Here is a 26,175-nt window from a genome sequence, read left to right as displayed (position 1 = left end):
CCCGGCATGGAATTGCTCTAGCTCAGATCCTTTGGACGCAGGCAATGCGTCAGCCGCCCGGACGAAAGGCCAGACCAGTCGCCATCGAAGACGAAGCGCGCGAGGGCTGCGGTCGGAAACTTTTCCTCGAGCCTCTTGCGTGCTTTGGTCTCCGAGCCTGAGCCGGCAAGCTGTTTCGCCAGATCCCCCAAGCCCGGATTGTGGCCGACCACCGCCAGGCAACCGCTCGACGGCTCGGCCAGACGAATCTGGCTCAGAATACCCGCCGCCGAAGCCTCATAGAGCGCATCGACAAACACGACCCGGGGATGCGTCGGCAATTCCGCCGCGACCAGCCGCCAGGTGTCGCGAGTGCGCAACGCCGACGACACCAGCACCTGATCCGGCAGCCAGTCGCGCGCTGCAAGCTCCCGCCCGATCAATCGGGCCGCCTTCAATCCGCGTTGCGCGAGCGGTCGGTCGAAATCATCGAGAGCAGGGTCGTCCCAGCTCGATTTGGCATGGCGCAGGAGAAGAAGCTGTTTCATCAATTTGAGTCCGGCCATGGAATGTCGGCATGAAAGTCCTTGCCATATCCGCCGCCGTGCTTAGTGCCGGCTTGGGTATCGAAAGCTGCGGAAAGGGCACCGAAGATAAACAGCCCAACGCGCCGCTCATCCTTATCCCACCGGACGACGATATCCGATCCGCTGATGGTCCATGCGCCCGATCGTATATGAATTGCATCAACGACGGAGCCTGACTCGTCGCCTTGTGCTCGATAGAGGTAAAAATACGCAGTGGCGTTTTGCGGGTCTCCGGCCTCGTCATACTCAAAGACCCCGGCCAGGTCGCCTTTCGTCCGGATCGCACTGTCGAAAACGTCCATTGGCCTCGGCCCTCAGGGCGTAATCCGCGCCAGATGCTCCAGATCGGCTTCCTCGCGCAGCGGATCGGGCGCCATCACCACCGACGTGCCGTTGTCGGCATCGTCGGCAAAGTGGGCAAGCACCGTGCGCCCGGCTTCCATGCGCGCCTTGCCTTCGGCGACCAGCCCGAGCGCCAGCGGATAGAGCCGGTGCTCGGCCTTCAGTACTCGAGCAGCCAGCGTATCGGCATTGTCGCCGACCATCACCGGCACGGCCGCCTGGGCGATGATCGGCCCGTCATCCATTTCCGACGTGACGAAATGCACGGTGCAGCCATGGATGCGCAGGCCGGCGGCCAGCGCGCGCGCATGGGTGTCGAGGCCCTTGAATGCCGGCAGCAGGGCAGGGTGGATGTTGATCATCCGGCCCTGCCATTTCTGGACGAAGCCGGAGGAGAGGATGCGCATGTAGCCGGCCAGCGCCACGATCTCGGCGTTGAAGGCCGTGAGCGCCGCGTCGATCGCCGCGTCATGCGCCTGCTTGCTGCCATGGCCGGCACGCGAAATGACCTGCGTGGCGATGCCGCGCGCCTTGGCGACGCCGAGGCCGGCGGCATCAGCCTTGTCGGAAATGACGCCGACGATCTCGGCTGGAAAGGCCGGGTCGCTGGCCGCCGCGATCAGCGCGGTCATGTTGGAACCGCGGCCGAGATCAGGACGACCGTGCGTTTTCTGCTCATAGGCCGATCGAACCCCGATAGATGACGCCGGCGTCGCGGCGCGGCACGATGCGACCGATCGGCGTTACCGTCTCGCCGGCTTCCTGCAGCACGGCGGCGACTTGCGCCGCTTGGCCAGAGGCGACCGCCAGGATCATGCCGATGCCGCAATTGAAGGTGCGCATCATCTCTTCGGGCGCCACACCGCCGGTCTTGGACAGCCACGAGAACACCGCTGGTACGTCGATGGCTTCGAGATCGAGTTCGGCCGAAAAATCCTTGGGCAGCACGCGCGGAATGTTTTCGGGAAAACCGCCGCCGGTGATGTGCGCCAGCGCCTTGATGCCATGTGTGTTGCGAATGGCCTTGAGGATCGACTTGACGTAGATGCGGGTCGGTTCGAGCAGCGCCTCGGCCAGTGTCGCGTCGTCGTTGAACGGCGCCGGATCGCTCCACGAAAGGCCGCTTGCGGCGACGATGCGGCGCACCAGCGAAAAACCGTTCGAATGCAGGCCCGAGGAAGCGAGGCCCAAAAGCACGTCGCCTTCGACGATGTCGTCCGTGGGCAAAAGCTGGCCGCGTTCTGCGGCACCCACGGCAAAGCCGGCGAGGTCATAGTCCTTGCCGTGATACATGCCCGGCATTTCCGCCGTCTCGCCGCCGATCAGCGCGCAGCCGGCCTGGCGGCAGCCTTCGGCAATGCCGCCGACGATCGCTGCGCCCTGATCGGGGTCGAGCTTGCCGGTGGCGAAATAGTCGAGGAAGAACAGCGGTTCGGCGCCCTGCACGACGATGTCGTTGACGCACATGGCGACGAGGTCGATGCCGATCGTATCGTGCTTGCCGGCATCGATGGCGATCTTGAGCTTGGTGCCGACACCGTCATTGGCGGCAACCAGCACCGGATCGCTGAAGCCGGCCGCCTTGAGGTCGAACAAGCCGCCGAAACCACCGATCTCGCCATCCGCACCCGGCCGACGCGTGGCACGCACCAGCGGCTTGATCTTCTCGACCATGAGATTGCCGGCATCAATATCGACGCCGGCCTCGGCATAGGTGAGCCCGTTCCTGCGCTTGCTCGTTTTGGGCTGGCCCGTTTTGGGCTGGCTTGTTTCGCGCTTGCTCATCGCAATTTTCCTGCTCGTTTGCGGGCTCTTCGCATGAACGGTTTCGGTCCGCAAGGATAACGGCGGAACCGAGCGCCTTTTGGCCTGACAAAAGCGTGGATAGCATTTTCCGACATTCGCGGCGAACACCATGACAGCCGAATTGCGCGGCACGGAGCTTGCGGCGCCTCTCCATCTCCATCATCTATCCCTGGCCTGAGAGGACGGGCCGAGCATTTGACCATCCCCAACCTGATCACCATCCTGCGCCTTGTCCTGGTGCCTGCCGTGATGCTGGCTATGCTGCAGGCGCGCTGGGACTGGGCCTTTGCCGGCTTCGTCATTGCCGGCGTCTCGGATGGCGTCGACGGCTTCATCGCCCGCCGTTTCAACCAGCAGTCCAGGCTCGGCGCCTATCTCGATCCGATGGCCGACAAACTGCTTTTGGTTTCGGTGTTCGTCGTCATGGGCTTCATCGGACAATTGCCGCTGTGGCTGGTCGTCACCATGGTGTCGCGCGACGCGCTGATCGTCTGCGCGGTTTTGTTGTCCACCGTCATGGCTCATCCGGTCGAGATAAAACCGTTTCTGGTGTCGAAGGCCAATACCGCCATCCAGATCGTGCTGGCGGCGGTCGTGCTGGGGGAACTGGCCTTTGCCGTGCATCTCGACCCTCTGCGGCCAGCCCTCATATTGCTGTCCGGGTCTTGACCGTGGCTTCGGCCGCAGCCTATCTCGTCGCTTGGCTGAGGCATATGAGCGGCTATGGCGAAGGCTCCAATCCGGACATCTGAGAAAGAAGCGGCGGTGATCGAGGCTGCGGCCGCCGATCTTGCCGCGGGCTCAGCGTTTCGCCGCCAGATCTTCTTCTGGCTGGCCGGCGTCGCCGGACTTGCGCTCTTCCTCTATATCTTCAGCGACATCCTGCTGCCCTTCGTCGCTGGCATGGTGCTGGCCTATTTCCTCGACCCGGTCGCCGACCGGCTGCAGCGGCTCGGCCTGTCGCGCTTCATGGCGACGGTGGTCATCCTCATCACCTTCCTCATCGTGCTGGTGCTGGCCTTCGTCATCCTCATTCCGGTACTGGCGACGCAGATGGCCGATTTCGCGGGCAAACTGCCGGAATATCTGACCCGGCTGCAGAGCCTGATCACCTCTTTCGATCCGAAATGGCTGGAGCAGAAGTTCGGCGTCAACGCCAATGGCTTGCGCGACGGGCTGAATTCGCTGCTGACTTCCGGTTTTGGCCTGATCACCACGGTCTTCACCTCGCTGTGGAGTTCCGGCATGGCGCTGGTCTCGGTGGTCAGCCTGTTCGTGGTGACGCCTGTGGTCGCCTTCTACATGCTGCTCGACTGGGACCGCATGGTGGCGGTCATCGATAGCTGGGTGCCGCGCGACCATGTCGCGACCGTGCGCGTCATTGCGCGCGACATCAACACCGCCACCGCCGGCTTCGTGCGCGGCCAGGGCACGCTCTGCCTCGTGCTGGGCGCCATGTATGCCACCGGCCTGACGCTGACCGGGCTGAACTTCGCCATCCTCATCGGCCTGTTTGCCGGTCTGATCTCCTTCATCCCCTATGTCGGCTCGCTGACCGGTCTGGTGCTGGCCGTCGGCGTCGCCTTCGTCCAGTTCTGGCCGGACGGGACGATGATCGCTGCCGTTGCGGTGGTGTTCTTCATCGGCCAGTTCATCGAAGGCAACATCCTGCAGCCCAGGTTGGTCGGCAAAAGTGTCGGCCTGCATCCGGTATGGCTGATGTTCGCGCTGTTCGCCTTCGGCGCGCTGTTCGGCTTTGTCGGCCTGCTGATTGCCGTGCCGGCTTCCGCCGCCGTCGCCGTTCTGGTGCGCTTTGCCATCGCCCGCTATCTCGAATCGCCGCTCTACAAGGGCCACGCGACGGAGCCCGCGCCGCCGCTGCCGGCCGATCGCGGCGGCGGCCACCGCACGCAACCGCGTCGCTTGAAGTGACCGCCCAGCGAACCGATCCGCCGCGCCAGCTGCCGCTCGATCTCGGCCACGGCACCGGCTATTCGCGCGACGAACTCGTCGTCTCCGGCACCAACAACCAGGCGGCGGCCCTGGTCGACCGCTGGCCGGACTGGCCCTCACCGGTGGTGGTGCTGGCAGGTCCCGCCGGCTCCGGCAAGACGCATCTGGCCGCCATCTGGCGCGCGCGTGCCAACGCTGTGGGTGTCGATGCCAGGCGTATTGGCGACAGCATAGCGAACCTCGGCGCCCGGCCGGCGCTGATCGACGATGTCGATGCGCGCGCAATCGACGAACAAGGCCTGTTCCATCTGATCAATGCGGTGCGTGGCGCCGGCTCGACGCTGCTGTTGACCGCACGGCGCTTTCCCTCGGCCTGGGGTGTTTCGCTGCCCGATCTGGCCTCGCGACTGAAGGCGGCGGCGACCGTCGAAATCCACGAGCCCGACGACCTCCTGCTCGCCGGTGTGATCACCAAACTGTTCGCCGACCGCCAGGTCGAGGTCGAACCGCATGTCGTGCAGTATCTGGTGCGGCGTATCGAACGCTCGCTGGCGACAGCCATGCGCGTGGTCGAGCGGCTGGACCGCACCGCGCTCGAGCGCAAGACGCCGATCACCCGGGCGCTTGCCGCCGAAACGGTCAACGCCATGGACGAAGGGCAGGGCGCGTTCGAGATTTAGAGTGCCTCGATAGTCAGCCCGACAAACGGAGTGCCGTGTCCCATTTCGGGAAATAAAAGCTGGCATCGATCTTGCTGCACCAGCTTGCCGGCTGACCCCGGTCCTGATTGCGTTCCAAATCAGGTTGTAGGCTCGTCGGGCATGAGGCGGTTGGGGTTCTCGCCCGGCGAGCTTACCTTCAGGTGTATCGAGCGATCGCCCGTGCCGCGGCAGCGGGCATAGACACGCATCGCTTCCATCATTGAAACTCTTGAAGCGGACCATTCAATGGTCTATTTTTGACCAAGATATGGACCATTACATAGTCCATGTGGAGCGATTGATGCAGGTATCCGTTACCGATGCCAAGGGACAATTGACCGAGCTGGTGCGCCGTGCGGAAGCAGGCGACGAGGTCATTCTGACCCGTCACGGCCATGCCGCAGTGCGGCTGGTTCCCATCAAGCCAATGCCCGACAGGAAAGGCCGTCGGGCGCTCATGGAAGCGGCGCGAGCGGCTGGGGCCGCCAAAGCGAAGGCCGGGCCATCCGCCGCCCGCAGCCAGGATTTCCTTTATGGCGATGACGGCATGCCCGAATGATCGCTGTCGACACGTCCGCGCTGATGGCGATCGTGCTTGATGAACCGCAGGCCGACGCCTGCATGGCCGCGCTCGAAGCCGAGAACGACCTCGTGATTTCCGCCGGCACTGTCGCCGAGGCGCTGATCGTCGCGGCCCATCGCGGCATCGCCGCCGAGCTGGCCGGGCTGATTGACGGACTTGGTTTCGAGGTGGTGGCGGTGACGCCGGCCTCGGCCCGGCGCATCGCGGATGCTTATGCGCAATGGGGCAAGGGCATCCGCCCGGCCGCACTCAATTTCGGCGATTGTTTCTCCTATGAAGTGGCGAAGGAGCATGCTTGCCGGTTGTTGTATGTAGGAGGCGATTTTTCCAAGACCGACATCGAAGGTGTGCTTTGAACATCGCGCGCCAGGAGATGTCGGCGTCGGTCGGAGAGCTTGGTCAATCTCAGAGCCACAGTCTGACGAAATGCCGGACCAGCAGATAGACAGCCGAATGAGCGGCGACGTAGCAGGCTGCGACCAGCACAAAAATCCCGATACTGACTGGCCAGGAACGGGAGGCGATCGTGCCTGGGGCTAGCTTGGCCTGCCTGCGGCTCTCGCGATTGTTCCATGCCGCCAGCGCCGCACAAGCGATCGCCCACGCCACCATGAACGGAACCGTCACGCCCGCATAAGCAAAATAAGCTGGCCCGAACAGCGACACCCACGCATCGATCCCAAGCATCGGCTACTCCCCGTTTTGCGGGAGTGTAAGCCGGCAATGTCGACGGATGCGAACTTGAAATGGTGAAACCCGGATACTGGAATCAAGCCTTCTCGGAGAAATCTGCCGCGCGGCGATAGCCGGCGAGTTGGGCGTCATCGACGTCGGGCAAATTGATCACGATGTTTTCAGGGGTCCGGCAGGCCAGCCACCACAGCTCTTCCGTCGTACTCATATTGGCTTCGAGATGCGGCAGGAATGGCGGCACGAACATGAAGTCGCCGGCCGAGAGTTCGACGAACTCCTGGTAGTCCTTGCCGAAATAGATGCGGGCGTTGCCGGACAGCAGATAGGCGCCGGTTTCCGCCTCGCCATGATGATGCGGCAGCGAACGAAAGCCGGGCGCGTTGCTGGCCTTGCCGAACCACAATTTCGTTGCCGAGGTGTGTTGCGGCCCCACCCCGGTCACCAGCGCCATGCCACCGGACTGGCTGGTCTTGCTGCTCTCCTGGCCTTTGCGGGTGATCACCGGCCTGTCATTGGCTGCCAAACTCGCACCGGAAAACTGTCGCGGCAAGGCCCGCGACCGGAGCCGCGCAAGATGGTCAGGCGGCCACGCCAATGGCTATCGATACCGCATTTTCGAGAGAGATGGTCGGAGTGGAGAGATTCGAACTCCCGACCCTCTGGTCCCAAACCAGATGCGCTACCAGCCTGCGCTACACTCCGAACGGTCTGTTGCCTATTCATTTCGGTGTTACATGGCAAGTGCAAAAACCTTGCCGCCATGCGCATTGCGCAGTAATGACGGGCGAAGGGGCGGCGATGCTGCCTTGCACAACCATGAGGTGGCCATGTCCGCGCGCATTTTCAGCCCAGCCAAAACCGCGATGCAGTCCGGCAAGGCCAAGACCGGCCACTGGGTGCTGGAATTCGACCCCGAGATGCGCAAGAAGATCGATCCCTTGATGGGCTATACGACGTCTGGAGACATGAGAAGCCAGATCAGGCTGACCTTCGATACGCGCGAAGAGGCCGTGGCTTACGCCGAGAAGGAAGGGCTTGCCTTCCGTGTCGAGGAGCCCAAAGAGACCAAGCGCCGCCAGATTTCCTATGCGGAGAATTTCCGCTATGACCGCAGAACGCCCTGGACGCATTGAACGGCGGCCAGCGCCAGATATCCAGCCGGCCCCTTGGCCGGCCAGCGGTCCCGTAGCTCAGCTGGATAGAGCACCGGCCTTCTAAGCCGATGGTCACAGGTTCGAATCCTGTCGGGATCGCCATTAAATCAAGTAGTTAGAAGTCACCTGGCTGAAAAGCTCCAACTCGATTTTGACGCGAGTTCCAACTTTTCATCCCTTTTCGTTCTCGCGGGATGGCTGCTGTCTTGTCAGCACGGTGTTGATTTTCGCCGCAAAACATGACCGGCGGGAACCTGACGCCTGCAAGCGCGTTGCCTCGCATGCTCAAGAAGATCGCCTTCGCCGCCGTGCTGTTCCAGGTTGCCGTTTTCTCGGCTCTGATAACGCAGACGGTTCTTTTCGCATCGACGGCGACTCAAGCTGCCGACGTGCGGCACAGCGAACCCGTTGCCGTCACTGACAAGGAATGCGCCGCCGCGACGTGGCCGAACATTCCGGATCGGTGTCTGGAGCGGGTTGAGGCGCGGAATTCTGTTACGACGATAGTGCTGATAGCCGGGCAACAGGACTGAGCCGGTGGGGCGATCCGTAATTATTTCGTGATCCGCCAAAGTTGGAACCTTAGCGCACACCAAGCGTTCGGGGCCTTGTATTCGCGGAGGCTCATAAAAGGCAATGTGCGGCCGGCGAATGGGCAGGGCAAACAAGAACGGGTTGGGGGAGGAGAAAACGAGGCCATGTCGAAACGTGAAATTGGAACGTCCCCTGCCTTGGGGAGGCGTATCGCTGAACTCAAGGCCAGAATGCAGCATGCCGAAATTTCCGATTATGAAATGAAGACCTTCCACAAGGTCGCAGCCATCATGGGGGCGGGCGACGGCTCCCTACGACTGGATGCCGACGACCTGATCGCGCCATCCTTCGTCGTTGAGGCGGGAGGACCGTCACCCAATCGCTGACATTCGGGATTTCCCCTAATTCGCGCGAAAATTCAGCGAGCAAGCTTGCTTTCATTGCCGGAGCACGGCTGCCGCATAGGCGGAACGTGTTCCGGTCCTCTGGTCTCGAATTGAAAGGAAAGTCTTATCATTTTGTTTGCGTTGGCACGTCATAGTAGAGGCGGCTAACGGAGTGAAATGGGATGAAGCTCGACCTGTCACCGACCAGCTGGGGCAGGGTGATCGCTGTCACCGCCGCCGGCACGGCATTCTTCATTGCCGTGGCGTTTTTCGTCGATTCGTTCAATTTCCCCTATCTCTCGCCCGAGGCCGTCTGGCGGGCACAAATGACGGACCTGCTGCTGCCCCTGGTGCTGGGCGGGTCGTTTCTGTTTTTTCTGATGTGGAAGATCCGCCAGCTGGCCATAGCCCAGCGTGATCTCAGCATCGTTGCCGCGACCGACAGCCTGACGGCGGTGCTGAACCGCGGCGCCTTCTCGATGCTGGTCGAGGCCTATCTCGAGCAGACCCGTAAGCAGGAGGATGCCCGTTCCGGCGCGCTGCTGATCATCGACGCCGACCACTTCAAGTCGATCAACGACCGCCTCGGCCATGACTGCGGCGACCAGGCGCTCAAGCTGATCGCGCAGGCAATCAAGGGACAATTGCGCGGCAGCGATATCGTCGGCCGCATCGGCGGCGAGGAGTTTGGCGTGTTTCTTCCCGGTGTCGACCCCTCGCAGTCCTGGCTGGTTGCCGAAGGCATCCGCCGGCGGATTCGCGAGATGGACTTTTCGCCCGGCGGCCGCGCCTGTCCGCTTTCCGTCTCGATCGGCGGCACCAGCTTCAGCGGGCCGACGACCTATGAGGCGATATTCTCCGCCGCCGACAGACGGCTCTATGCCGCCAAGTCGAATGGCCGCGATCAGGTGAGTTTTGACCCCGCGGAAGCCGCCCTGGTGTCTCAACCCAGCGTCGCCACGGTGCATTGACCGCGGCCTTGCTGCGCGTGATGGCTGACGTCGACCGCTTTCCTTGACGCTTTCTTGTCGGTGTGCTTCCTCCGGCTGAGGCGATGTATGAGGCATCGCCACAGACATTCCTGCTTTCTTGATCTTCTCGGTCATCAGGGCGCCGGTGCAGTCACGACTTGTTTCGGTGCCGGCGAACGAGTGGCGGGACGGCCCGGGCCAGGCAAGCGCGGCGATCATGATCCATTTGTTCAACGGCTTTCAGAATCCGTTCGGCGGCAGCGAGCGCGAAACCCTGGACCTGTATCGGCTGTTGAGTGCCGACCAACAGGTGCGTCTTTGGGCAACCTCTTCGCGCGTCTCCGACGAACTGATGCGGCAATTTCCGATTCGCCGTGTTTCGCCGGCAAGGCGCGAGGTGCCGGATGGGGGCACCTATGTCTTCCTCGGCGCGCATTGGCGCAACAAAATCTGGCCTTACCTGATCCGGCGGCCGCGCCGGCTGATCTATGTCTTCAACACCTTTCATCCGAAGATCATCGGGCTGACGACCGGCATGCCACGCCTGCTGGGCTGGCCCGACGCCGAGCTGGTGCTGATCTCCGACTTTCAGAAGCGCATGCTGCAGGTCGAAGGCGTCGTGCATCCGTCGCCGATCGATATCGGGCGTTTCTCCCCACGACCGGCAAGGCCTGATGGCGCGTTCACGGTGGGGCGGCTGAGCCGCGACACGGCGGACAAGCATCATGCCGACGATGTGGCGGTCTACGAGGCATTGCTGGCCGATGGCGTTGCGGTGCGGATCCAGGGTGGCATGCCGCTCAAGGACAGGCTCGCGCCGCATCCGCGCCTCCAACTCCTGCCGCAGGGCCAATTTGCCGCCGAGCAGTTCCTGCCGACGCTCGACGTGTTCTACTATCGCACCGGCTCGCATGTGGAGACGTTCGGCCGCGTGGTGTTCGAGGCGATGGCTTGCGGTTTGCCGGTGGTCTGCCATTCGCATGGCGGCTATGCCGACCATATCAGCCACGGCGAAAACGGTTTTCTGTTCGAGACGACGCAGCAGGCGGCGCAAATCCTGGCCGAGCTCAAAGCCGATCCGGCACTGCGGGTGAGGGTGGGCCACAAGGCGCGGCAGACCGTTGAGCGACTGTTTTCGCCGCAGGCATTGCAACAGCGGCTGGATTTCTATCGACGTTAGCGATACCGCCCGGAACGACAGTTTGCCCACTCCGTCTGTCATCAATCTCGACATCGCCAAAGTTGACATGCAAAAGAACCAACGGTCGGACCGCATCGGCGCCACCAGATCGAGCGGGGCTTCCTACCGATGACATTCACGGGTTCCGCCGCACTGCTGATCCTGGTCCTGACCTATGCCGGCGTCGCCGTCGGCCGCATCCCCGGCCTGCGTCTCGACCGCGCGGGCATTGCGTTGCTTGGCGGCGCCGCGATGATCGCCATTGGCGCCATCAGCATGGAGGATGCCTACCGCGCCATCAATTTCGACACCATCACGCTTCTGCTCGGCATGATGATCGTGGTGGCGCATCTGAAAGTCTCCGGCGCCTTTCGTGGCCTGGGCGCCATCGCCATTGAGCACGCGCACGCGCCCTTCATGCTGCTGGTGATGGTGACGCTGCTGACCGGCGTGCTGTCAGCGTTCCTGGTCAACGATGCCATCTGCCTGGTGATGGCGCCGATCGTCGTCCACGTCACCCGCGTCATCAACCGCAACCCGATCCCCTATCTGATCGCCACCGCCACCGCGTCGAACTGCGGCAGCGTCGCAACCATCACCGGCAATCCGCAGAACATGGTCATCGGCGCGCTCTCGGGCATTTCCTATCCCGCCTTTTCGGCGGCGCTCGCGCCCGTCGCCCTGTTCGGCCTCGTCGCGGTCATCGTCATCGTGCGCATCGTCTATCGCGCCGAATTCACCCGCACCGCTGAATTGACGCCGCATGTCTCGCGCGGCCGCATGCATCGCGGCCAGGTGCTGAAGGCCGTGATCGTCTGCATCGGGCTGGCTGTCGCCTTCTTCGCCGGCGTCCCCGTTGCCAAGGCCGCGTTGATCGGCGGCGCCATCCTCCTGCTCACCCGCGCCATCAAGCCGGACCGCATCTACCGTGAGATCGATGGCCCCCTGCTGTTCATGTTCGCCGGTCTGTTCGTGGTGGTTGCTGGCGCCGAAAGGACGCTGCTGACGCCTGATCTCATCGCCTCGGCCAAGAATCTCGGCCTGGACGACGTCTGGCGCCTGTCCGGCTTCACCGCGGTGCTCTCCAACATCATGAGCAATGTGCCGGCGGTGTTGGCATTGCGCCCCTTCATACCTGGACTGGAAAACCCCGAACGAGCCTGGCTGGTGGTGGCGATGAGCTCGACGCTTGCCGGCAATTTCACGCTGCTCGGCTCGGTCGCCAACCTGATCGTCGCCGAGCAGTCCAAGGCTGCCGGCACGCCGCTGTCTTTTGGTGCCTTCTTCAAGGTCGGCTTGCCGCTGACACTGATCACGCTCATGGTCGGTACCGCGTGGCTGGCGTTCGGGTTCTAGAGGGAGCTTAATTTCGTGGTCAGCACCAGTCAGGGCGATAGCGGAGATCTGATCCGCCGGGCTGTGGCCGCTTTCAATTCCGGCAATCATGGCCAGGCGGTGGATCTGTGCGAGTTGGGCCTAAAGCAGCACCCGGGCGATTCGGCGCTTTGCCATCTGATGGCCGCGGTCCTCTTCGCGAGGGCCGACTTGCCGGAGGCTCGTGCGCGCATCGAAGCGAGCCTTGCCACTCGTCCGGACAATGTACCAGCCTTGATTCTCGCATGTCGGATTGCCCGGGCCCAAGGCAGGCTCGAAGCGGCGTTGCAGCATCTGGACCGCGCGGCAAGGCAATCATCGCAGGCGGAGATCCTGCTCGAGCGGGCACGTACCCTCGATCAGGCAGGTGATGCCTCAGCGGCTGGTGTGTGCTGGACACTTGTCTTGCAAAGGGAGCCGAAATCCAAGGAGGCAATGGCACGCCTGGGGCACCTTGCGCGGGAACGCGGCGAGTCTCTGGAGGCGGAAGCCTTCCTCGAACGCGCCGTCGCCGGCGGTGGGCATCCGGCTGCGTGGTTTGACCTCGGGCTGGTGCGCCAGGACATGCGCAAGTTCGGCGGTGCTGCTCAGGCCTATCGACGGGTGCTGGAGATGAGCCCGGACGCGCCGGAGGCTGCCGTCAATCTGGGCGTCGTCTTGCAGGAAACCGGCGACCTCGACGGGGCCATGGCGGCGTATTCGATCGCCTATCGTCTGCGCCCATCCACGTTTGGCGTGATCGCCATGGCACTCACATCGGCGCCGAGCGGCAGGCTGTGGCTCGATGAGGAAGCGCTGCGTCGCTCACTCGCCGGTGGCGCGCCCCCGCCTGGCGCGAAACCGCTTGCGGTAGACGCCGGGCGTTGACAGGACATCCGCGACCGTCTGCGCATAGGATGCCTGCCGTTTCTCGTCAAACACCTCGTATTCCAGCTGCGGCGCGGCGCGCGGAACCGCAAAGCATTGCGCGACCGGAGTTGCTTTCCGGAGTACGCCGGAGAATTCGGGCTCCGTCCAGACCGCCGGGAAATTGATGCCGGCGTCGCTGAATCGGTCGGCGTCGACCAGGCCCGTCACCAGCCTGAAGGGAAGATCCTGGCGATTGACAGGATGTGTCGCGAACAGTGACCAGCCATCCTCGACCTCGATGGTCCAGAAGCTGTTGAATTTGAGGGCGGCTTGGCTGGGCGTGGCAAACGGGCTTCCGGCGAGCTGCCCCGGCGTGTGAAAGCTCAGCGGCGCTCTGGGATGGTTCTCTGTGGCCGGTTCTGGAATTTGCCAGTCCCAGGAAAAAGTGCCTTTGTCGACGACGACGTCGCATGGCAGCAAGATCATGAAACCATAGGTCATCGCGTCGACCACCGGTGGGCACTGCTTGAGCGTGCGAATGTCGCGACCATGGATCGCAGAGTAGGCCGTGGCGGGCATTGCACGCAGCCAATCCGGCAGAGCGCTGCGCGCCAGGATCGGGCGTGGCAAATGCTCAACCAACATTGGATCACATCGGAAAATGACACGCATCGCCGCCTCCTGGCACCTGCGATACCATGCTTGCCGGCCACGCTCCAAGCGCGGTTGGTCAGTCCTTGTTACGGCATCTCGCCCCAACAAGCGTGGCAGCGGCTCGTCCTGCTGCTTCGATGTAGTCGGGATTGCGATGGATCAGCATGATCGAAAAACAGCCGTCTATCAGCAGCACGATCTCGCGGGCCAAGGCTTGCGGCTCCTCAAGGTCGTGCCCGGACAATTCGCCAGCCAGCCATGTCTCAAAATTCGACTTGTGGCGCGACCCGACCTTGACCGCCGGATGGCCGGGCATCGAGGCGAGTTCCGCGGCCGTGCGCAAAAAACCGCATCCCTTCCATTTCGGATGGCGCGCAACCCGTGCCAGATTGCTGAAGATCGCTTCGACCTTGCGGTCCGCGCCGCCCTCCGCGGCATCAAACCAACTGGCCATCTGCCGCAGATTGGGCTGGTCGCGGCCGTCGAGATAGGCAGCGATGAGGTCGTCCTTGCTCTTGAAGTGGTAGTAAAGCGTACGCTTGGTGAGGCCTGCCTTTTCGGCAACGGCATCGACGCTGACACGACCGATTCCCTCGGCATAGAACAGCTTCGTTGCGGCATCGACGATACGTTTACGGGTTGGGCTGGCGGCTTCAGGCATGAAGCATGTATACCGACTAGTGAATATACACGCAATCGAAAGCATGATCCCTTTCCGTCGTAGCTGGAAAGGAAGAACAATGGCCGATCTTGTCCTGAACGAGACCCGTGACGGGGTGAGCGTCCTCACCCTCAACCGCCCGGAAAGGCTCAACGCGCTGAACTATGGCTTGATCGATCGCCTGCTCGCGGTCCTCGACGACATTGAAGTCGATGGCAGCATCCGGGCTGTTATCCTCACCGGAGCAGGGGAGCGGGCGTTTTTGGCGGGTGGCGATATCCACGAATTCTCGGCGAGCGTGGCTCGCGGTGCGGATGTCGCGCTGCGCGACTTCGTCATCCGCGGCCAGCGGCTGACGGCAAGGCTGGAGGCCTTCCGCAAGCCCATCATCGCCGCGGTCAACGGGATTGCCTTCGGCGGCGGCTGCGAAATCACCGAGGCCGTGCCGCTGGCGATCGCCAGCGACCGCGCGCTGTTCGCCAAGCCGGAGATCAACCTTGCGATGCCGCCGACCTTCGGCGGCACGCAGCGCCTGCCGCGGCTCGCCGGGCGCAAGCGCGCGCTGGAATTGCTTTTGACGGGCGACTGGTTTCCGCCGCCGCGGGCGCTCGAACTTGGTCTCGTCAATCAGGTCGTGCCGCATAGCGAGCTGATGCCGGCGGCGCACGATCTTGCCCGCCGCATCATCACGCATTCGCCGGCAGCGCTCGCCGGCATCCTCACCGCGGTGGCGCGCGGTATCAACCTCAGCATCGCCGAAGGGTTGCTGGTCGAGGCCGAACAGTTCGCCCGCATGGTCCCGACAGCCGATCTCAGGGAAGGGCTTGGCGCCTGGATCGAGCGGCGCAAGCCCAGCTATGACGGCTCCTGGACGCACATCACAAGGCCGGACGAGGCAAGGCGCGCCTCACTGAGGCTCGACCAGGCCATGGGGGAGGCCAAGGCGTCGAGATGAGGTGCCATGTCGGGGGGGCGTCGCTACGGCCGTCCCTTCGCCCTGAGGCAAGTCTCCTCTTTTCGCGTCAGCGCAGGAAGTCGAGGATCGCTTTGGCGACCTCGTTGGCATGCGTTTCCAGCGCGAAATGGCCGGTGTCGAGGAAACGCACCACCGCGTCCGGCATGTCGCGCTTGAACGCCTCGGCGCCCGGCGGCAGGAAGAATCGGTCGTTCTTGCCCCACACCGCCAGGAACGGCGGCTTGTGGGTGCGGAAGTAGGCCTGGAAGGCGGGATAGAGGGCAACATTGCTCTTGTAGTCGCCGAACAGGTCGAGCTGCACTTCCTCGGCGTCCGGCCGGCCGAAATAGAAACTGTCCAGCGAATAGCCGTCGGGCGAGACCAGATCCGCCGGCGCGCCATCCGTGTACTGCCAGGCGATCGCCTCCGGTTTGAAGGCGGGGCGCAGCGCCTCGCGGTTGGCCGGCGAGGGGTCGCGCCAGTAGGCGCGGATCGGGTTCCAGTCCTCGCCGAGGCCTTCCTCATAGGCGTTGCCATTCTGCGAGATGACCGCGCTGATCCGCTCGGGGTGCTTCAACGCCAGCCGGAAACCGGTCGGCGCGCCATAGTCGAAGACGTAGAGGGCGTAGCGGTCGAAGCCGACCACCTCGGTGAAGCGGTCGACGATCTCGGCAATGTGGTCGAACGTATAGGCAAATTTTTCGCGCGGCGGCATGTCGGAGCGGCCAAATCCCGGCAGATCGGGCGCGACGATATGGAAGCGGTCGGCAAGCAGCGGAATGAGATCCCGGAACATATGGCTCGAGCTCGGGAAGCCGTGCAGCAGCAGCAGCTTTGGCGCGCCAGGCGTGCCGGCCTCGCGATAGAAGATGTTGAAGCCGTCGACATCGGCGTTGCGGTTGGCGGTTATGGTTCTCTCCATTGCTGTAACCGAAAAATGGGCATTGAGAAGGTTATTGAGATCGAGGGCGGCAAACCCGCCGCCGGGCTCAGCCTTGCGCCTCGGCCGCACGCGCAGCTTCAACGATGATGTCGACGACGGCATCGGGCGCGGTGGCCATTGGCGTGTGATCGGCCGGCAACACGCGCAAGCGGGCGTTCATGCGCTTGGCCATGAAGTGCTGTGTCTCTGCAACGATCATGCGGTCCTGCTCGGCAATCAGGAACCAAGCCGGCCGGTCCTTCCACAGCGGCCGCGCCATCGGCACGGTGATGCAGGCCGGCGAGATCGGCCGCTGGACCGCCCGCAGCACCGCCAGTTCGTCGACCGATGCGTTCTGCGCAAAGGCGGAAGCAAAGGCAGTGTCCGGCAGGTGGATCAGGCCATGATCGTCCGGCGCCAGCTTCGGCGCCTTGGCGTGCGGTGTTGCGCGGTAGAAGACGTCCACCACGGTCTCGCCTTCGTCGGGCGCAAGTGCGGCGACATAGACCAGCGCTTTCACCTTGTCGCTGCGTGTCGCCCCGATCACCGCGCCGGCATAGGCATGGCCGGCGAGCACGACAGGCCCGGCGACGCGCTCCAGCGTTCGGTCGAGTGCCGCCACATCGTCGGCGAATGACGTCAGCGGCAGGGGCGCGGCAATCACGTCGAAGCCCTGCGCCACGAGCGGCGCGATGACCTTGGCCCAGCTCGACCCGTCCGCCCAGGCGCCATGGACGAGCACGACACTGACATTGTTCGAGGGCATGGCGGCGTCTCCTTCCGGGTCGAGTTGGTTGGTAACCTGCCTAAGTTGTTTAAAAGGGTTACGGGGTATGAACGTAACTTGTCAATCGGGCTTGAAGGGGTTATCACTGATTTGTGTTCAGGTCGCTCGGCGGGCCGATGCGCGATTGGAGTTATGATGACCCCTGCGATCTTTGTCGGTGACGCGCTCGGCCTGGATTTCCTCAATTCGATCGCAACGCCGGTCGATACCCCTGTCGACTGGATCAAGGACGGCGAGGGGTTGCTGGATTGGGTTGAGCAAGCGCGGCTGGCGCCGCCCGAGGCGCTCGACAACGTTCGCACGCACGCTCTCCCGGGCGAACTCGACAAGGTGGCCGATCAGGCGCGGCATCTCAGGGAATGGTTCCGTGGGTTCGTACGTGAACACAAGGGGCGTCCGCTGGCCGCTCGGGATCTTGCGCAATTGGAGCCGCTCAACCGCCTGCTCGAGCGCGACGAGATTTTCACGCGGATCGCCCCCGTCCTTGCCGGTAAAGACATGTCTGTGGGCAATGAGATCCCTTTTCAGCTTCAGACGGCCCGCAAGTGGCGCACGCCCGAGGCGCTTCTGCTGCCGATCGGCGAGGCGCTGGCGCGGTTCGTCTGCAGCGAGGATTTCTCACATGTAAAAGCCTGCGAGGGTCCGGCCTGCACGCTGCTTTTCGTCGACCACACGCGCGGCCATCGACGCCGCTGGTGCAGCATGGCGCAGTGCGGCAACCGGGCAAAGCAGGCAGCGCATCGCCACCGCATCAAAGCACATCACGATTAGCCGCGACGGCTCGTGGACAAATATCACGCGACCTGACGAGGCCGGAAGAAAAACCTCCGTTCTCCAGACAGCCGAGGCATAGTAGGCTTATTTTTCCTAAGCCTAGGCGCTAGAACTACTCGTTTGCGCCCAGGCAATCACCAGCGTCATCCTCGTCGTCATTCGCAGCCGATTTGTCGGCGAAGGCAATGGAGGCATCGTTGGTCGCTCTCGCTCGCAGGTCCTGGGTCCCCTCACATTGCGAAATGTTCGCCCAGCAACTGGCAGAGCAAACTAGTCATCAGACGACCGATGCCGTCATGGCGGCAATCGCCGGGGGTATTGAGCTGAACCGCTCGATCCACGAGAGCGACTGCATCAACCTCAACCCGGCGACCAATGTCATGAACCCTAAGGCCGAGGCAGCGCTCGCCTCGGGCCTCGGATCGCGCCCATCGCTTGGCTATCCCGGCGACAAATATGAAATGGGCCTGGAAGGTGTCGAGCGGATCGAAGTCATCGCGGCGGAACTCGCGGCGGAAGTCTTCGGCGCGAAATATGCCGAGATCCGCGTGCCATCCGGCGCGATCGCCAATCTCTACGCCTTCATGGTTGCGGCCCGGCCAGGCGACAGCATCATTGTCCCTTCGCCGGCGGTCGGTGGCCATGTTACCCACCACATGGCAGGCTGCGCCGGCCTTTACGGCCTCGATATTCACACGGCTCCGGTTGATGCTGACGGCTACACCGTCGATGTCGGAAAATTGCGCGACCTGGCCAAGTCGATAAAGCCGAAAATGATCACGATCGGCAGCAGCCTCAATCTGCTGGCACATCCCATTCGGGAAATCAGGGCGATCGCCAACGAGGTCGGCGCGCTGGTCCTCTTCGACGCCGCGCATCTATGCGGCATGATTGCCGGGCACGCTTGGCAGCAGCCTCTGCAGGAGGGGGCTCATCTGATGACGATGAGTACTTACAAGAGCCTCGGCGGTCCGGCATCGGGGCTGATCGTCACCAACGATGCCGCCGTCGCCGAAAAACTCGACAAGATCGCATTTCCTGGCATGACGGCCAATTTCGATGCCGCCAAGTCGGCGGCGCTGGCAATCACGCTTCTGGACTGGAAAGACCACGGCAAAGCCTATGCAGCTACTATGGCGCGGACCGCAAAGGCCCTGGCCGATAGCCTTGCGGATCGCGGTCTGCCGGTGTTTTCGACGAGCAAGGGCTACACGACATCGCACCAGTTCGCCATCAAGGCAGCCGAATTCGGCGGCGGTCAGGCCGCGGCAAAAAAACTGCGGCTGGCCAACATTCTGAGCTGCGGCATCGGCCTTCCCGTAGATACGGTTGACGGCGACATGAATGGGCTGCGCCTCGGCACACCCGAGATCGTTCGTTGGGGTATGACCGAAGATGACATGCCGGAACTCGCGGCGCTTATCGCCAGGGGGCTGCGCGGCAACGACGCCATCGAACAGGTCGCCGCTGATGTCACGGCATTCCGGCGTCGGTTCAACAAACTTCATTTTGTGAACTGACGGCCAGAACCCGCGGGCAAATGCCCGCCACTCTAAAAACAGGGGAATGAAATGCGCATGATCGTGCAGATGATGACTGCTGCCCTAATCACGGCTGCCGCTGTCGGCGTTGCGAGGGCGGATATCGTGTTCGGCGTCGCGGGTCCGATGTCGGGACCGAACGCCGCCTATGGAGAACAGTACCGCGTCGGTGTCGAAACCGCGGTCGAACGCATCAACGCCAATGGCGGCGTTCTCGGACAAAAGCTTGTCGTATCGGTCGGTGACGACGTCTCCGACCCGAAGCAGGGCGTTTCGGTCGCCAACAAATTTGTCGCCGACGGCGTCCACTATGTCGTCGGGCACTACAATTCCGGGGTCACCATTCCGGCCTCCGAAGTCTATTCGGAAAATGGCGTCCTGTTCGTGACGCCGACAGCCACCAATCCGACGGTTACCGAGCGCGGTCTGTGGAATGCGTTCAGGGCATGCGGCCGCGACGATCAGCAGGGCTCGATCGCCGCCAACTTCATTCTCGGCCGTTTCAAGGACAAGAAGATCGCCATCGTCGACGACAAGTCGACTGCGGGCAAAGGCCTCGCCGATGAAATGACCAAGGCCTACAATGCCGGTGGCGGCAAGGAGGCCCTCCACGAGGAGGTTAACCCGGGCGAGAAGGACTACAGTCCGCTGGTGACCAAGATCAAGCAATCGGGTGCCGATCTCGTCTATTATGGCGGCCAGCACACGGAGGCCGGGCTCATTGTCCGTCAGATGCACGATCAGGGCGTCGCCGCGATCCTGATGGGCGGTGACGGCATCAGCAACAGCGAATTCGGCGCCATAGCCGGTGACGGTGCTGCTGGAACCCTGATGACGTCATTCCCCGATCCGGCGACATTCCCGGAAGCCAAGGACGCCGTCGCCGATCTTAAGGCCAGGAACGTGCCGACCGAAGCGGTGACCCTTTACGCTTACGCGGCAACGCAGATTCTTGCCGAGGCCATCGCCAAGGCCAAGGCCGATGATCCGAAGGCCGCTGCCGAATACCTCCATTCCGGCGCCGCCATCGCGACGGTCCTCGGCTCGATCTCGTATGACGAGAAGGGGGATATCAAGCAGCCGGGGTTCGTCGTATTCGAGTGGAAGACGGTCGACGGCAAGCTGATCCCGGTCGCCCTCAAATAGAAACATCGCGTCGGCGGCCACCGGCCGCCGACGCTGTCCTGGAATGTCGGGCAATGGCCGTAAATCCGCCGCGACCTCGAATGCCGCCCCTCAACACCTTGCGGGCCTTTGAGGCCGCCGCTCGGCATGAGAGCTTCGCCAAGGCCGCGGATGAACTCGGTGTCACGCCGGCGGCCGTGTCACACCAGGTCAAATCCCTTGAAGCATGGCTTGGTTCGCCACTTTTTGTCCGGCATGCGCAGGGGCTGCATCTGACGGAAGCGGGACGCGCGGCAATCCCGGCCTTCTCCACTGCGTTTGACGCCTTGGGCCTTGCCGTTCAGGAACTGCGCATCTGGGCGCCGAAATCGCAAGTGAGTATCGCTGCGCTGCCGTCCATTGCCCAACTGTGGCTGGCCCCGCGCTTGCCGGCTCTGCGCGCTGCCTTGCCGGCTCTTCGTCCATCCATACACGCGCTCGAGGAGCCGCCGGATTTCAGGCGAGAACCATTCGACCTCGCCATCTTCCTGACAAGGCAAAGAGCCGGCGGCAGCCGTTCGTTCAAGCTTTGCGACGATGTCCTGTTTCCGGTCTGTACTCCCGGCTTGGCCGCACAACTGAAAACGCCCGCGGATCTCGCCTCGCAGCTCTTGTTGTGGGACACCACCTGGACCGGTGATTGGAACCTTTGGTTTGACAGTGTCGGCATGAAAGGCCCATCGATCGATGCCGGATCGGAGTTTTCGCTTTATAGCCTTGCACTTCAGGCCGCTATCGATGGCGCCGGCGTGCTGATGGGGCATGAAGTGCTGGTCTCTCGCGCCCTGGCGTCCGGCGCGCTCGTGGCGCCGTTTTCCCAGCGTGTCCAGAGTGGCCTCAGCCTCGAAGTGCTGGCTCCAGACCGGCCACCTGCCCAAGCAGCGCAAATGATCGAATGGCTGCTTTCGCAGGCAGAGTTGACCAGCTCGGGATAGCGATCGACGGCGAAGCGGTTTTCGCCGTCGATCTCTCAGTCTCAGGGCGCCACCACCAAGCGGCCTTTCATGTTGGGGTGAAAGCGGCAGAAATAGTCGACCGCTCCGGCCGCCTTCACTGTCAGGCTTGCCGATTTCTTCGGCGGGATCATCACCTCCCAGCCGCCCTTCACGGTGGCCGTATGGGCAATCACGTCCTTGTTCACCCACTCGATCGTGTCGCCGACCTTCGCCTCGACGGTTGCCGGCGAGAAGACGAGCTTGTCGATGGTGACCTCTATCGTTGCGGCGGCCGCCGGCGCCACCGTAAGCGCCAGGGCGGCGAGCCATGACAGACGGATCAAGGCACCCGCTTTCATTTCAGCATGCCGGCGACATGTTCGGCATGCTGCTCATGCCCCTGGAAGATCTTGAGGCCGGTCTCGAGCAGGCTCTTCAGCTCGGCATTGCTGGCCGAAGGAATGAGCAGCGTTTCGAGCGCGCCGTTGACCTGCTTGTGATAGGCGACTTCGTTCTCGATATAGGCCTTGTCGAAGGCTGCCCCTTTCAGCTTGGCGAGCTTGGCGCGTTCTTCTTCCGCCGCCTTGCTCAGCGCCTGGCTGGTGGCGTTGTCCTCGGGTTTCACCTTGAGCTTCTTGACCAGGTCGAGCGCCTGCTTGTTCACCGCCTCATGGTCGCGCTCCATGTCCTTGGCGAAGGCGACGACCTCCTTGTTCTTCGATGTCTTGATCGCCAGCTTGGCCGCCTCGATGTCGAGGACGCCGGCAGTGTAGGCGATGTGGGCGATCTGCGGATCGGTCGGCTTGTCCGCGGCTTGCGCGAAAGGGGCGGCGCTGACGAAGAGCAGGGCGGCAAGGGCGGCGGTATATCGGGTGAACATGGCATCCTCCTTCGCCCGGCCGCGCTGAGGCGCCGGGCTTACATTTTCAGTTGACGCTGATTGGATGCGCGGCCGGGAGAAACGTTCCCGAAAATCAGAACAAGATCACTCGAAACCCAGCCGTCCCATCACGGCCTTGGTCAGCCGCTCGCAACGGCGGCCGGCGAAGGGAAAGGCGTCGAGCAGCACCGGGCCGATCTCGTCGTCCAGGGCCTTGCGCAACAAGGTACGCGCCCGGTGCAGCCTTGTCTTGACGGTCTCCGGCCGCACGCCAAGCAGATCGGCGGTTTCCTCCATGCTCAGGCCCTCGATGACGCGAGCCACGAAGACCATGCGGTAGATGTCGGGCAGACTGTCGGTCGCCCGTTCGACGAGTGCCAGAATCTGCCGCTGCGCCATCGTCCGCTCCGGGTCGTCGCTGGGGTTGAGGGGAAAGCGGATGATCTGCGCTTCCGGGTTTTCGGGCATCGCCACGGTGCGGCGCCTCTTGCGCAGGCGGCCCAGCGCTTCGTTGATGACGATGCGCGACAGCCAGGTGGCGAGCGAGGAGTCGCGGCGAAATGCGGCGAGGCCGGCGAAGGCGCGGACATAGGCCTCCTGGACGACGTCCTCGGCTTCGGCGTCGTTGCGCAGTATGCCGCGCGCGATGCGGTAGAGCCGCTGGTTGTGCATCTTGATGATGACGCGAAAGGCGCCCGCCTCACGTGCCAGTGCTCGCTGTACGAGCAGCACGTCGCCGGAAGGGGCCTCGGCCACCCCAGGCATTTTGACGGGCATTGCGAGCTTGCTCATCGCGACCGGATCTCCCCGAACAGGCACTTGACTGTACGTTGGATGCACCTGCCTGAAAAAGGTTCCCGGATTTCGGCACCTGGCTTCGCTATTCTAAGCCGCCGCCAATCCCTTGTCTGCGGCTTGCACGCGTGCGGCCGCCGCCAGCAGGTCGGTCTGGGTGATCAGGCCGAGAATGCGCCGCTCGCCGTCGACGATGACCACGGCATGGCTGCGGCCGTCGGTCAGCACGGGAAGCAGGCTCATCGCCGGCGTGTCGGGCGAGGCGGTGCCGGCCTTCGACATCACGCCCTTCACCGTATCGGTGGCCTTCGTAAGCTCGCGCAGGCCGACGGCCCCGACCAGCCGGGCATCCGCGTCAACCACCGGCAAGGTGCGGATGTTGTGATCGAGCAGTTGCTGTCGCGCCTCGTGGGCCGTGGCCTGGTCGGACACCGAAATCACGTCGCGGGACATGATGTCCTGGCACAGCAGGGTCCGGTGCGAGCGCACCATGGCCTGCAGCTCGACTTGTCTCAACAGCCGTTCGAGGTCGTTGCGGTCGATGTCGAAGGTTTCGTCGAGCGTGGTCAGCGCCGCGTCGATATCCTCGGCCGGAAGCCGACGCGCTGTTGCGCCGGCGGATCGGCGGTCCCGTGGCTGTTGGCGGCGGGTGCGGCGACATGCGGGTAGTTGCGCCGCGCCAGCCTGTGGAAAAGGAAACCCAGCGTGACCAGGATGATCGAATTCAACGCCACCGGCACGAAGGGAAACAGGAAGCCCGCGCTGACAACGGCAGGCCCGCCAAGCACTCCCGTCAATGCTGCCGCGCCACCTGGCGGATGCAGGCAGCGCGTGAACGACATCGCCGCGATGGCGAGCGCCACGGCAAGGCCCGAGGCAAATACCGGATCATGGATGAAATGCGCCACGGTCACACCGACCAGCGCCGATATGGAATTGCCGCCGATGATCGACCAGGGTTGCGCCAACGGGCTCGCGGGCACGGCGAAGAGAAGCACGGCGGAGGCGCCCATCGGCGCCACCAGCAGGGCCACATGCGGGCCGCCGCCCATCGCCAGCCCGCTGATCACGCCGGTCAGCGCGATGCCGATCGTGGCTCCGATACACGCCAGGATGCGTTCACGCAGCGTCGCGCCGGCAAGGATGGGGACAAAAAGAGGAAAGGCCATGGCATGCTTTGTGATAAATGGATTGCTGACGATGCCGTGCAGCAGGCAATGCAGCCGAACCCATGGATTTGAAAGTCAAACAAATCCGCCAAGTCGACGGCCAAGAGAATAATATTGCGCGCCACGCCTCGCTGGGATGCTGCGAACGGCTCGCACTTTGTCATCAGCGTCAGAGCCTTGCGCCCTTCTGCTGATTCTGCCCGGCAGCCAGCCCGTATGCGCCGTCAGGCGGCGGCAGCCGCCAGCCCGCGCAGGATGTCGGCTTTCAGGTCGTCGACATCCTCAAGGCCGATCTGCAGGCGGATCAACGGACCGTCATAGGGGCCTTTTGCAATGACACGGTCGCTGAGCCAGACCGGCACCGCAAGGCTCTCATAGCCGCCCCAGGAATAGCCGAGCCCGAAGATCTGCAGCGCGTCGAGAAAGGCGTGCTGCTCCTTCTGGCCGCCGCCGGCCATCACGAAGGAAAAGATGCCGCTCGAACCGCAAAAATCGCGCTTCCACAGATCGTAGTCCGGGTGGCTGGGAAGGGCAGGGTGAAGCACGCGCGCCACGCCCTTCTGGCCTTCGAGCCACGATGCGATGGCAAGCGCGCTGCGCTGGTGATGTTCCAGCCGCACGCCCATCGTGCGCAGGCCACGCAGCACCTGGTAAACATCATCGGGGCCTGCACAGCAGCCAAGCGTGCAAAAGCTCTCGAAGAGCTGCTTCCAATGGCTCTCATTGGCCGAGACCGTACCAAGCAGCACGTCGGAATGGCCGGCCGGATACTTCGTCGCCGCGTGGATGGAGATGTCGACGCCGTAGTCGAGCGGCCGGAAATAGAGCGGCGTCGCCCAGGTGTTGTCCATCATCACGATGGCGCCGGCGGCATGCGCCGCCTTGGCGATCGCCGGTATGTCCTGCACCTCGAATGTGTTGGAGGCCGGCGATTCCGTGAACACCACTTTGGTGTTGGGCTTGATCAGGGCTGCGATATCAGCGCCGATATGCGGATCATAATATTCCACCTCGACGCCGAGCCGCTTCAGCATCGTGTCGGCGAAATTACGGGTCGGATGGTAGACGCTATCGACGATCAGCAGATGATCGGCAGCCGATAAGAAGGCGAGCAGCGGAATGGTCACCGCCGCCAGGCCCGACGGCACCAGGATCGTGCCGGCGGATCCCTCCAGCGCGTCAATGGCATGGGCAAGGGCGTCCGTCGTCGGCGTACCGCGTGTGCCGTAAGTGTATTTCTGATCGCGCGCCGCCATCGTCGCGGCATCGCGGAACAGCACCGTCGAGGCGTGCACGACAGGCGGATTGACGAAGCCGAAATAGTCGTGCGGGTTGTTGCCCGAATGGGCAAGCCGCGTGTTGATGCCCATTTTTCCGGAAACCTGCTCGTTGCCGTCCTTAGCCATTCTTCGTCTTCGCCTTGTTTGACAAGGCGCTAGCCATAGTGCGGTGTCAGGGACCGTGCAACCGCCCACCGTCCGCCAGGGATGGACTTCGAATATGCCAATTCTCTCGCGGACCGGCGTCGCCGTCAGGTCGTGAAAGCGGCTGGCCGGGCGCGGCAGTGCGCGAGCGAGCGACGCGGCACCTGGCCTTGCCAGCGGCTAGGGGAGGTCTGTGGTTCGCCGGCATCGCCATCCTCGTTCTCCTGGGAAAGACAGTCACGACCGGGCCGTTGATTCCGCGCATTTCCGGCGTGTTGATGGCGGCGGCCGGCGTCTGGCTCGTTTCTCGCGCGTTTTAACAGCACATGTCTGATGACAGTCTTCGGGCGTGCCAATTCATTCCGTATCCAGATCAGTGACGCAACGCTGGTGCCAGGGATGGATTTCGCCGCTGGCCCGCA

General features: G+C 63.2%; 29 protein-coding genes, 2 tRNA genes and 3 pseudogenes. 18 read left to right on the top strand and 16 right to left on the bottom strand.

The annotated features are described in order from the left end of the window. Positions 1-17: 17 nt before the first annotated feature. From AC0V8S_RS27785 to purM, 4 genes and pseudogenes are all read right to left on the bottom strand, one after another. Positions 18-527, bottom strand: a complete 510-nt coding sequence (locus AC0V8S_RS27785; RefSeq protein WP_475434609.1) for a SixA phosphatase family protein — start codon at positions 525-527, stop codon at positions 18-20. Next, the gene (locus AC0V8S_RS27780; RefSeq protein WP_475434607.1) at positions 527-868 is read right to left on the bottom strand and encodes a hypothetical protein; all 342 of its coding nucleotides are present in this window, start codon (positions 866-868) and stop codon (positions 527-529) included. Before AC0V8S_RS27780 ends, AC0V8S_RS27785 begins: the two co-directional genes overlap by 1 nt. 12 nt (positions 869-880) lie before the next feature. Next, a pseudogene (gene purN, locus AC0V8S_RS27775) lies at positions 881-1,587 on the bottom strand (phosphoribosylglycinamide formyltransferase). Next, entirely contained in the window at positions 1,584-2,693 is a 1,110-nt protein-coding gene (purM, locus tag AC0V8S_RS27770) for a phosphoribosylformylglycinamidine cyclo-ligase (RefSeq protein WP_183458016.1), read from the bottom strand. Before purM ends, purN begins: the two are co-directional and overlap by 4 nt. Before the next feature lie 216 nt (positions 2,694-2,909). On the opposite strand from purM, the pseudogene AC0V8S_RS27765 reads away from it, so the two are divergent. The 5 genes and pseudogenes from AC0V8S_RS27765 (at position 2,910) to AC0V8S_RS27745 (ending at position 6,307) form a co-directional block, all read left to right on the top strand. Further along, positions 2,910-3,466, top strand: a pseudogene (locus AC0V8S_RS27765) (CDP-alcohol phosphatidyltransferase family protein). After that, a complete protein-coding gene (locus AC0V8S_RS27760) occupies positions 3,438-4,646 on the top strand; it encodes an AI-2E family transporter (protein ID WP_183458020.1) in 1,209 nt (402 codons plus the stop codon). Before AC0V8S_RS27765 ends, AC0V8S_RS27760 begins: the two are co-directional and overlap by 29 nt. Continuing rightward, a complete protein-coding gene (hdaA, locus tag AC0V8S_RS27755) occupies positions 4,643-5,347 on the top strand; it encodes a DnaA regulatory inactivator HdaA (protein ID WP_183458022.1) in 705 nt (234 codons plus the stop codon). Before AC0V8S_RS27760 ends, hdaA begins: the two co-directional genes overlap by 4 nt. 322 nt (positions 5,348-5,669) lie before the next feature. Further along, positions 5,670-5,927: a type II toxin-antitoxin system Phd/YefM family antitoxin gene (locus tag AC0V8S_RS27750; protein ID WP_183465222.1), complete on the top strand. Its 258-nt coding sequence runs from the start codon at positions 5,670-5,672 to the stop codon at positions 5,925-5,927. Then, positions 5,924-6,307 carry a type II toxin-antitoxin system VapC family toxin gene (locus AC0V8S_RS27745; RefSeq protein WP_183458024.1) on the top strand — a complete coding sequence of 128 codons (384 nt, stop codon included), beginning with the start codon at positions 5,924-5,926 and terminating at the stop codon, positions 6,305-6,307. Before AC0V8S_RS27750 ends, AC0V8S_RS27745 begins: the two co-directional genes overlap by 4 nt. Positions 6,308-6,356: 49 nt before the next feature. Here the strand turns inward: AC0V8S_RS27745 and AC0V8S_RS27740 are convergent, their stop codons facing one another. From AC0V8S_RS27740 to AC0V8S_RS27730, 3 genes are all read right to left on the bottom strand, one after another. Further along, complete coding sequence (locus AC0V8S_RS27740) at positions 6,357-6,638, bottom strand: hypothetical protein (protein ID WP_183458026.1); 282 nt, start codon at positions 6,636-6,638, stop codon at positions 6,357-6,359. Positions 6,639-6,720: 82 nt separating this feature from the next. Beyond that, positions 6,721-7,146 (bottom strand): cupin domain-containing protein, encoded by a 426-nt coding sequence (locus AC0V8S_RS27735; protein ID WP_244661618.1) that lies wholly within the window; start codon positions 7,144-7,146, stop codon positions 6,721-6,723. A 123-nt stretch (positions 7,147-7,269) separates the two neighbouring features. Then, positions 7,270-7,346, bottom strand: a tRNA-Pro gene (locus AC0V8S_RS27730). Positions 7,347-7,471: 125 nt separating this feature from the next. On the opposite strand from AC0V8S_RS27730, the gene AC0V8S_RS27725 reads away from it, so the two are divergent. The 8 genes from AC0V8S_RS27725 to AC0V8S_RS27690 all read left to right on the top strand — a co-directional run bounded on the left by AC0V8S_RS27725 (position 7,472) and on the right by AC0V8S_RS27690 (position 13,110). Next, the gene (locus tag AC0V8S_RS27725; protein ID WP_015318428.1) at positions 7,472-7,777 is read left to right on the top strand and encodes an ETC complex I subunit; all 306 of its coding nucleotides are present in this window, start codon (positions 7,472-7,474) and stop codon (positions 7,775-7,777) included. A 46-nt stretch (positions 7,778-7,823) separates the two neighbouring features. Then, positions 7,824-7,900: transfer RNA gene (locus AC0V8S_RS27720), tRNA-Arg, on the top strand. Positions 7,901-8,079: 179 nt separating this feature from the next. After that, entirely contained in the window at positions 8,080-8,331 is a 252-nt protein-coding gene (locus tag AC0V8S_RS27715) for a hypothetical protein (RefSeq protein ID WP_475434604.1), read from the top strand. A gap of 165 nt (positions 8,332-8,496) precedes the next feature. Continuing rightward, positions 8,497-8,718, top strand: a complete 222-nt coding sequence (locus AC0V8S_RS27710) for a hypothetical protein (RefSeq protein ID WP_475434603.1) — start codon at positions 8,497-8,499, stop codon at positions 8,716-8,718. A gap of 182 nt (positions 8,719-8,900) precedes the next feature. Continuing rightward, a complete protein-coding gene (locus AC0V8S_RS27705; RefSeq protein ID WP_183458032.1) occupies positions 8,901-9,689 on the top strand; it encodes a GGDEF domain-containing protein in 789 nt (262 codons plus the stop codon). Positions 9,690-9,834: 145 nt separating this feature from the next. Then, the gene (locus AC0V8S_RS27700) at positions 9,835-10,869 is read left to right on the top strand and encodes a glycosyltransferase family 4 protein (protein WP_475434601.1); all 1,035 of its coding nucleotides are present in this window, start codon (positions 9,835-9,837) and stop codon (positions 10,867-10,869) included. 129 nt (positions 10,870-10,998) lie between these two features. Beyond that, on the top strand, positions 10,999-12,225 hold the full coding sequence (locus tag AC0V8S_RS27695; RefSeq protein ID WP_475434599.1) for an anion transporter: 1,227 nt from the start codon (positions 10,999-11,001) through the stop codon (positions 12,223-12,225). Positions 12,226-12,240: 15 nt separating this feature from the next. Beyond that, on the top strand, positions 12,241-13,110 hold the full coding sequence (locus AC0V8S_RS27690; protein ID WP_475434597.1) for a tetratricopeptide repeat protein: 870 nt from the start codon (positions 12,241-12,243) through the stop codon (positions 13,108-13,110). On the opposite strand, the gene AC0V8S_RS27685 is transcribed toward AC0V8S_RS27690, so the two are convergent. Both AC0V8S_RS27685 and AC0V8S_RS27680 read right to left on the bottom strand, forming a co-directional pair. Continuing rightward, positions 13,048-13,764, bottom strand: coding sequence for a hypothetical protein (locus AC0V8S_RS27685; protein ID WP_475434595.1), 717 nt, complete (start codon positions 13,762-13,764; stop codon positions 13,048-13,050). The two genes, AC0V8S_RS27690 and AC0V8S_RS27685, sit on opposite strands and share 63 nt — an antisense overlap. A gap of 58 nt (positions 13,765-13,822) precedes the next feature. Then, complete coding sequence (locus tag AC0V8S_RS27680) at positions 13,823-14,407, bottom strand: TetR/AcrR family transcriptional regulator (RefSeq protein WP_475434593.1); 585 nt, start codon at positions 14,405-14,407, stop codon at positions 13,823-13,825. 79 nt (positions 14,408-14,486) lie between these two features. Here AC0V8S_RS27680 and AC0V8S_RS27675 point away from each other — a divergent pair, with 79 nt between their 5' ends. Then, positions 14,487-15,362: a crotonase/enoyl-CoA hydratase family protein gene (locus AC0V8S_RS27675; RefSeq protein ID WP_475434591.1), complete on the top strand. Its 876-nt coding sequence runs from the start codon at positions 14,487-14,489 to the stop codon at positions 15,360-15,362. A 67-nt stretch (positions 15,363-15,429) separates the two neighbouring features. Here AC0V8S_RS27675 and AC0V8S_RS27670 read toward each other — a convergent pair whose 3' ends face one another. Then, positions 15,430-16,284 (bottom strand): alpha/beta fold hydrolase, encoded by an 855-nt coding sequence (locus AC0V8S_RS27670; RefSeq protein ID WP_475434589.1) that lies wholly within the window; start codon positions 16,282-16,284, stop codon positions 15,430-15,432. Between the two features lie 67 nt (positions 16,285-16,351). Then, positions 16,352-17,050, bottom strand: a complete 699-nt coding sequence (locus AC0V8S_RS27665; protein ID WP_475434587.1) for an alpha/beta fold hydrolase — start codon at positions 17,048-17,050, stop codon at positions 16,352-16,354. A gap of 156 nt (positions 17,051-17,206) precedes the next feature. Here AC0V8S_RS27665 and AC0V8S_RS27660 point away from each other — a divergent pair, with 156 nt between their 5' ends. The 4 genes from AC0V8S_RS27660 to AC0V8S_RS27645 all read left to right on the top strand — a co-directional run bounded on the left by AC0V8S_RS27660 (position 17,207) and on the right by AC0V8S_RS27645 (position 21,485). Further along, positions 17,207-17,842, top strand: coding sequence for a CGNR zinc finger domain-containing protein (locus AC0V8S_RS27660; RefSeq protein WP_475434585.1), 636 nt, complete (start codon positions 17,207-17,209; stop codon positions 17,840-17,842). A gap of 200 nt (positions 17,843-18,042) precedes the next feature. Further along, the gene (locus AC0V8S_RS27655) at positions 18,043-19,365 is read left to right on the top strand and encodes a serine hydroxymethyltransferase (protein WP_210308039.1); all 1,323 of its coding nucleotides are present in this window, start codon (positions 18,043-18,045) and stop codon (positions 19,363-19,365) included. A 51-nt stretch (positions 19,366-19,416) separates the two neighbouring features. Then, positions 19,417-20,532, top strand: a complete 1,116-nt coding sequence (locus AC0V8S_RS27650) for a branched-chain amino acid ABC transporter substrate-binding protein (protein ID WP_432421206.1) — start codon at positions 19,417-19,419, stop codon at positions 20,530-20,532. An 80-nt stretch (positions 20,533-20,612) separates the two neighbouring features. Then, positions 20,613-21,485: a LysR family transcriptional regulator gene (locus tag AC0V8S_RS27645; protein ID WP_183458054.1), complete on the top strand. Its 873-nt coding sequence runs from the start codon at positions 20,613-20,615 to the stop codon at positions 21,483-21,485. A 41-nt stretch (positions 21,486-21,526) separates the two neighbouring features. On the opposite strand, the gene AC0V8S_RS27640 is transcribed toward AC0V8S_RS27645, so the two are convergent. The 5 genes and pseudogenes from AC0V8S_RS27640 to AC0V8S_RS27620 all read right to left on the bottom strand — a co-directional run bounded on the left by AC0V8S_RS27640 (position 21,527) and on the right by AC0V8S_RS27620 (position 25,735). Further along, complete coding sequence (locus tag AC0V8S_RS27640; protein WP_095202436.1) at positions 21,527-21,844, bottom strand: cupredoxin domain-containing protein; 318 nt, start codon at positions 21,842-21,844, stop codon at positions 21,527-21,529. Continuing rightward, entirely contained in the window at positions 21,841-22,365 is a 525-nt protein-coding gene (locus AC0V8S_RS27635) for a DUF4142 domain-containing protein (protein ID WP_095202435.1), read from the bottom strand. Before AC0V8S_RS27635 ends, AC0V8S_RS27640 begins: the two co-directional genes overlap by 4 nt. Before the next feature lie 105 nt (positions 22,366-22,470). Beyond that, positions 22,471-23,157, bottom strand: coding sequence for an RNA polymerase sigma factor (locus AC0V8S_RS27630; RefSeq protein ID WP_183458060.1), 687 nt, complete (start codon positions 23,155-23,157; stop codon positions 22,471-22,473). 93 nt (positions 23,158-23,250) lie between these two features. Further along, positions 23,251-24,329: pseudogene (locus AC0V8S_RS27625) on the bottom strand (HPP family protein). Between the two features lie 224 nt (positions 24,330-24,553). Further along, entirely contained in the window at positions 24,554-25,735 is a 1,182-nt protein-coding gene (locus AC0V8S_RS27620) for a cystathionine beta-lyase (RefSeq protein ID WP_475434582.1), read from the bottom strand. Between the last annotated feature and the right edge of the window lie 440 nt (positions 25,736-26,175).

The organism is Mesorhizobium oxytropidicola (assembly GCF_056174625.1).
Note: the sequence above shows the minus strand (reverse complement) of the source record. Positions and strands in the feature narration are given on the sequence as shown.

Bases quoted from the DNA above. Each gene is read 5' to 3' on its own strand.
- AC0V8S_RS27785 (WP_475434609.1), bottom strand. From the start codon at position 527: ATGAAACAGCTTCTTCTCCTGCGCCATGCCAAATCGAGCTGGGACGAC.
- AC0V8S_RS27780 (WP_475434607.1), bottom strand. From the start codon at position 868: ATGGACGTTTTCGACAGTGCGATCCGGACGAAAGGCGACCTGGCCGGG.
- purM (WP_183458016.1), bottom strand. From the start codon at position 2,693: ATGAGCAAGCGCGAAACAAGCCAGCCCAAAACGGGCCAGCCCAAAACG.
- AC0V8S_RS27760 (WP_183458020.1), top strand. From the start codon at position 3,438: ATGGCGAAGGCTCCAATCCGGACATCTGAGAAAGAAGCGGCGGTGATC.
- AC0V8S_RS27750 (WP_183465222.1), top strand. From the start codon at position 5,670: ATGCAGGTATCCGTTACCGATGCCAAGGGACAATTGACCGAGCTGGTG.
- AC0V8S_RS27745 (WP_183458024.1), top strand. From the start codon at position 5,924: ATGATCGCTGTCGACACGTCCGCGCTGATGGCGATCGTGCTTGATGAA.
- AC0V8S_RS27740 (WP_183458026.1), bottom strand. From the start codon at position 6,638: ATGCTTGGGATCGATGCGTGGGTGTCGCTGTTCGGGCCAGCTTATTTT.
- AC0V8S_RS27725 (WP_015318428.1), top strand. From the start codon at position 7,472: ATGTCCGCGCGCATTTTCAGCCCAGCCAAAACCGCGATGCAGTCCGGC.
- AC0V8S_RS27715 (WP_475434604.1), top strand. From the start codon at position 8,080: ATGCTCAAGAAGATCGCCTTCGCCGCCGTGCTGTTCCAGGTTGCCGTT.
- AC0V8S_RS27710 (WP_475434603.1), top strand. From the start codon at position 8,497: ATGTCGAAACGTGAAATTGGAACGTCCCCTGCCTTGGGGAGGCGTATC.
- AC0V8S_RS27705 (WP_183458032.1), top strand. From the start codon at position 8,901: ATGAAGCTCGACCTGTCACCGACCAGCTGGGGCAGGGTGATCGCTGTC.
- AC0V8S_RS27695 (WP_475434599.1), top strand. From the start codon at position 10,999: ATGACATTCACGGGTTCCGCCGCACTGCTGATCCTGGTCCTGACCTAT.
- AC0V8S_RS27685 (WP_475434595.1), bottom strand. From the start codon at position 13,764: ATGCGTGTCATTTTCCGATGTGATCCAATGTTGGTTGAGCATTTGCCA.
- AC0V8S_RS27680 (WP_475434593.1), bottom strand. From the start codon at position 14,407: ATGCCTGAAGCCGCCAGCCCAACCCGTAAACGTATCGTCGATGCCGCA.
- AC0V8S_RS27675 (WP_475434591.1), top strand. From the start codon at position 14,487: ATGGCCGATCTTGTCCTGAACGAGACCCGTGACGGGGTGAGCGTCCTC.
- AC0V8S_RS27670 (WP_475434589.1), bottom strand. From the start codon at position 16,284: ATGGAGAGAACCATAACCGCCAACCGCAACGCCGATGTCGACGGCTTC.
- AC0V8S_RS27665 (WP_475434587.1), bottom strand. From the start codon at position 17,050: ATGCCCTCGAACAATGTCAGTGTCGTGCTCGTCCATGGCGCCTGGGCG.
- AC0V8S_RS27660 (WP_475434585.1), top strand. From the start codon at position 17,207: ATGACCCCTGCGATCTTTGTCGGTGACGCGCTCGGCCTGGATTTCCTC.
- AC0V8S_RS27650 (WP_432421206.1), top strand. From the start codon at position 19,417: ATGCGCATGATCGTGCAGATGATGACTGCTGCCCTAATCACGGCTGCC.
- AC0V8S_RS27645 (WP_183458054.1), top strand. From the start codon at position 20,613: ATGCCGCCCCTCAACACCTTGCGGGCCTTTGAGGCCGCCGCTCGGCAT.
- AC0V8S_RS27640 (WP_095202436.1), bottom strand. From the start codon at position 21,844: ATGAAAGCGGGTGCCTTGATCCGTCTGTCATGGCTCGCCGCCCTGGCG.
- AC0V8S_RS27635 (WP_095202435.1), bottom strand. From the start codon at position 22,365: ATGTTCACCCGATATACCGCCGCCCTTGCCGCCCTGCTCTTCGTCAGC.
- AC0V8S_RS27630 (WP_183458060.1), bottom strand. From the start codon at position 23,157: ATGAGCAAGCTCGCAATGCCCGTCAAAATGCCTGGGGTGGCCGAGGCC.
- AC0V8S_RS27620 (WP_475434582.1), bottom strand. From the start codon at position 25,735: ATGGCTAAGGACGGCAACGAGCAGGTTTCCGGAAAAATGGGCATCAAC.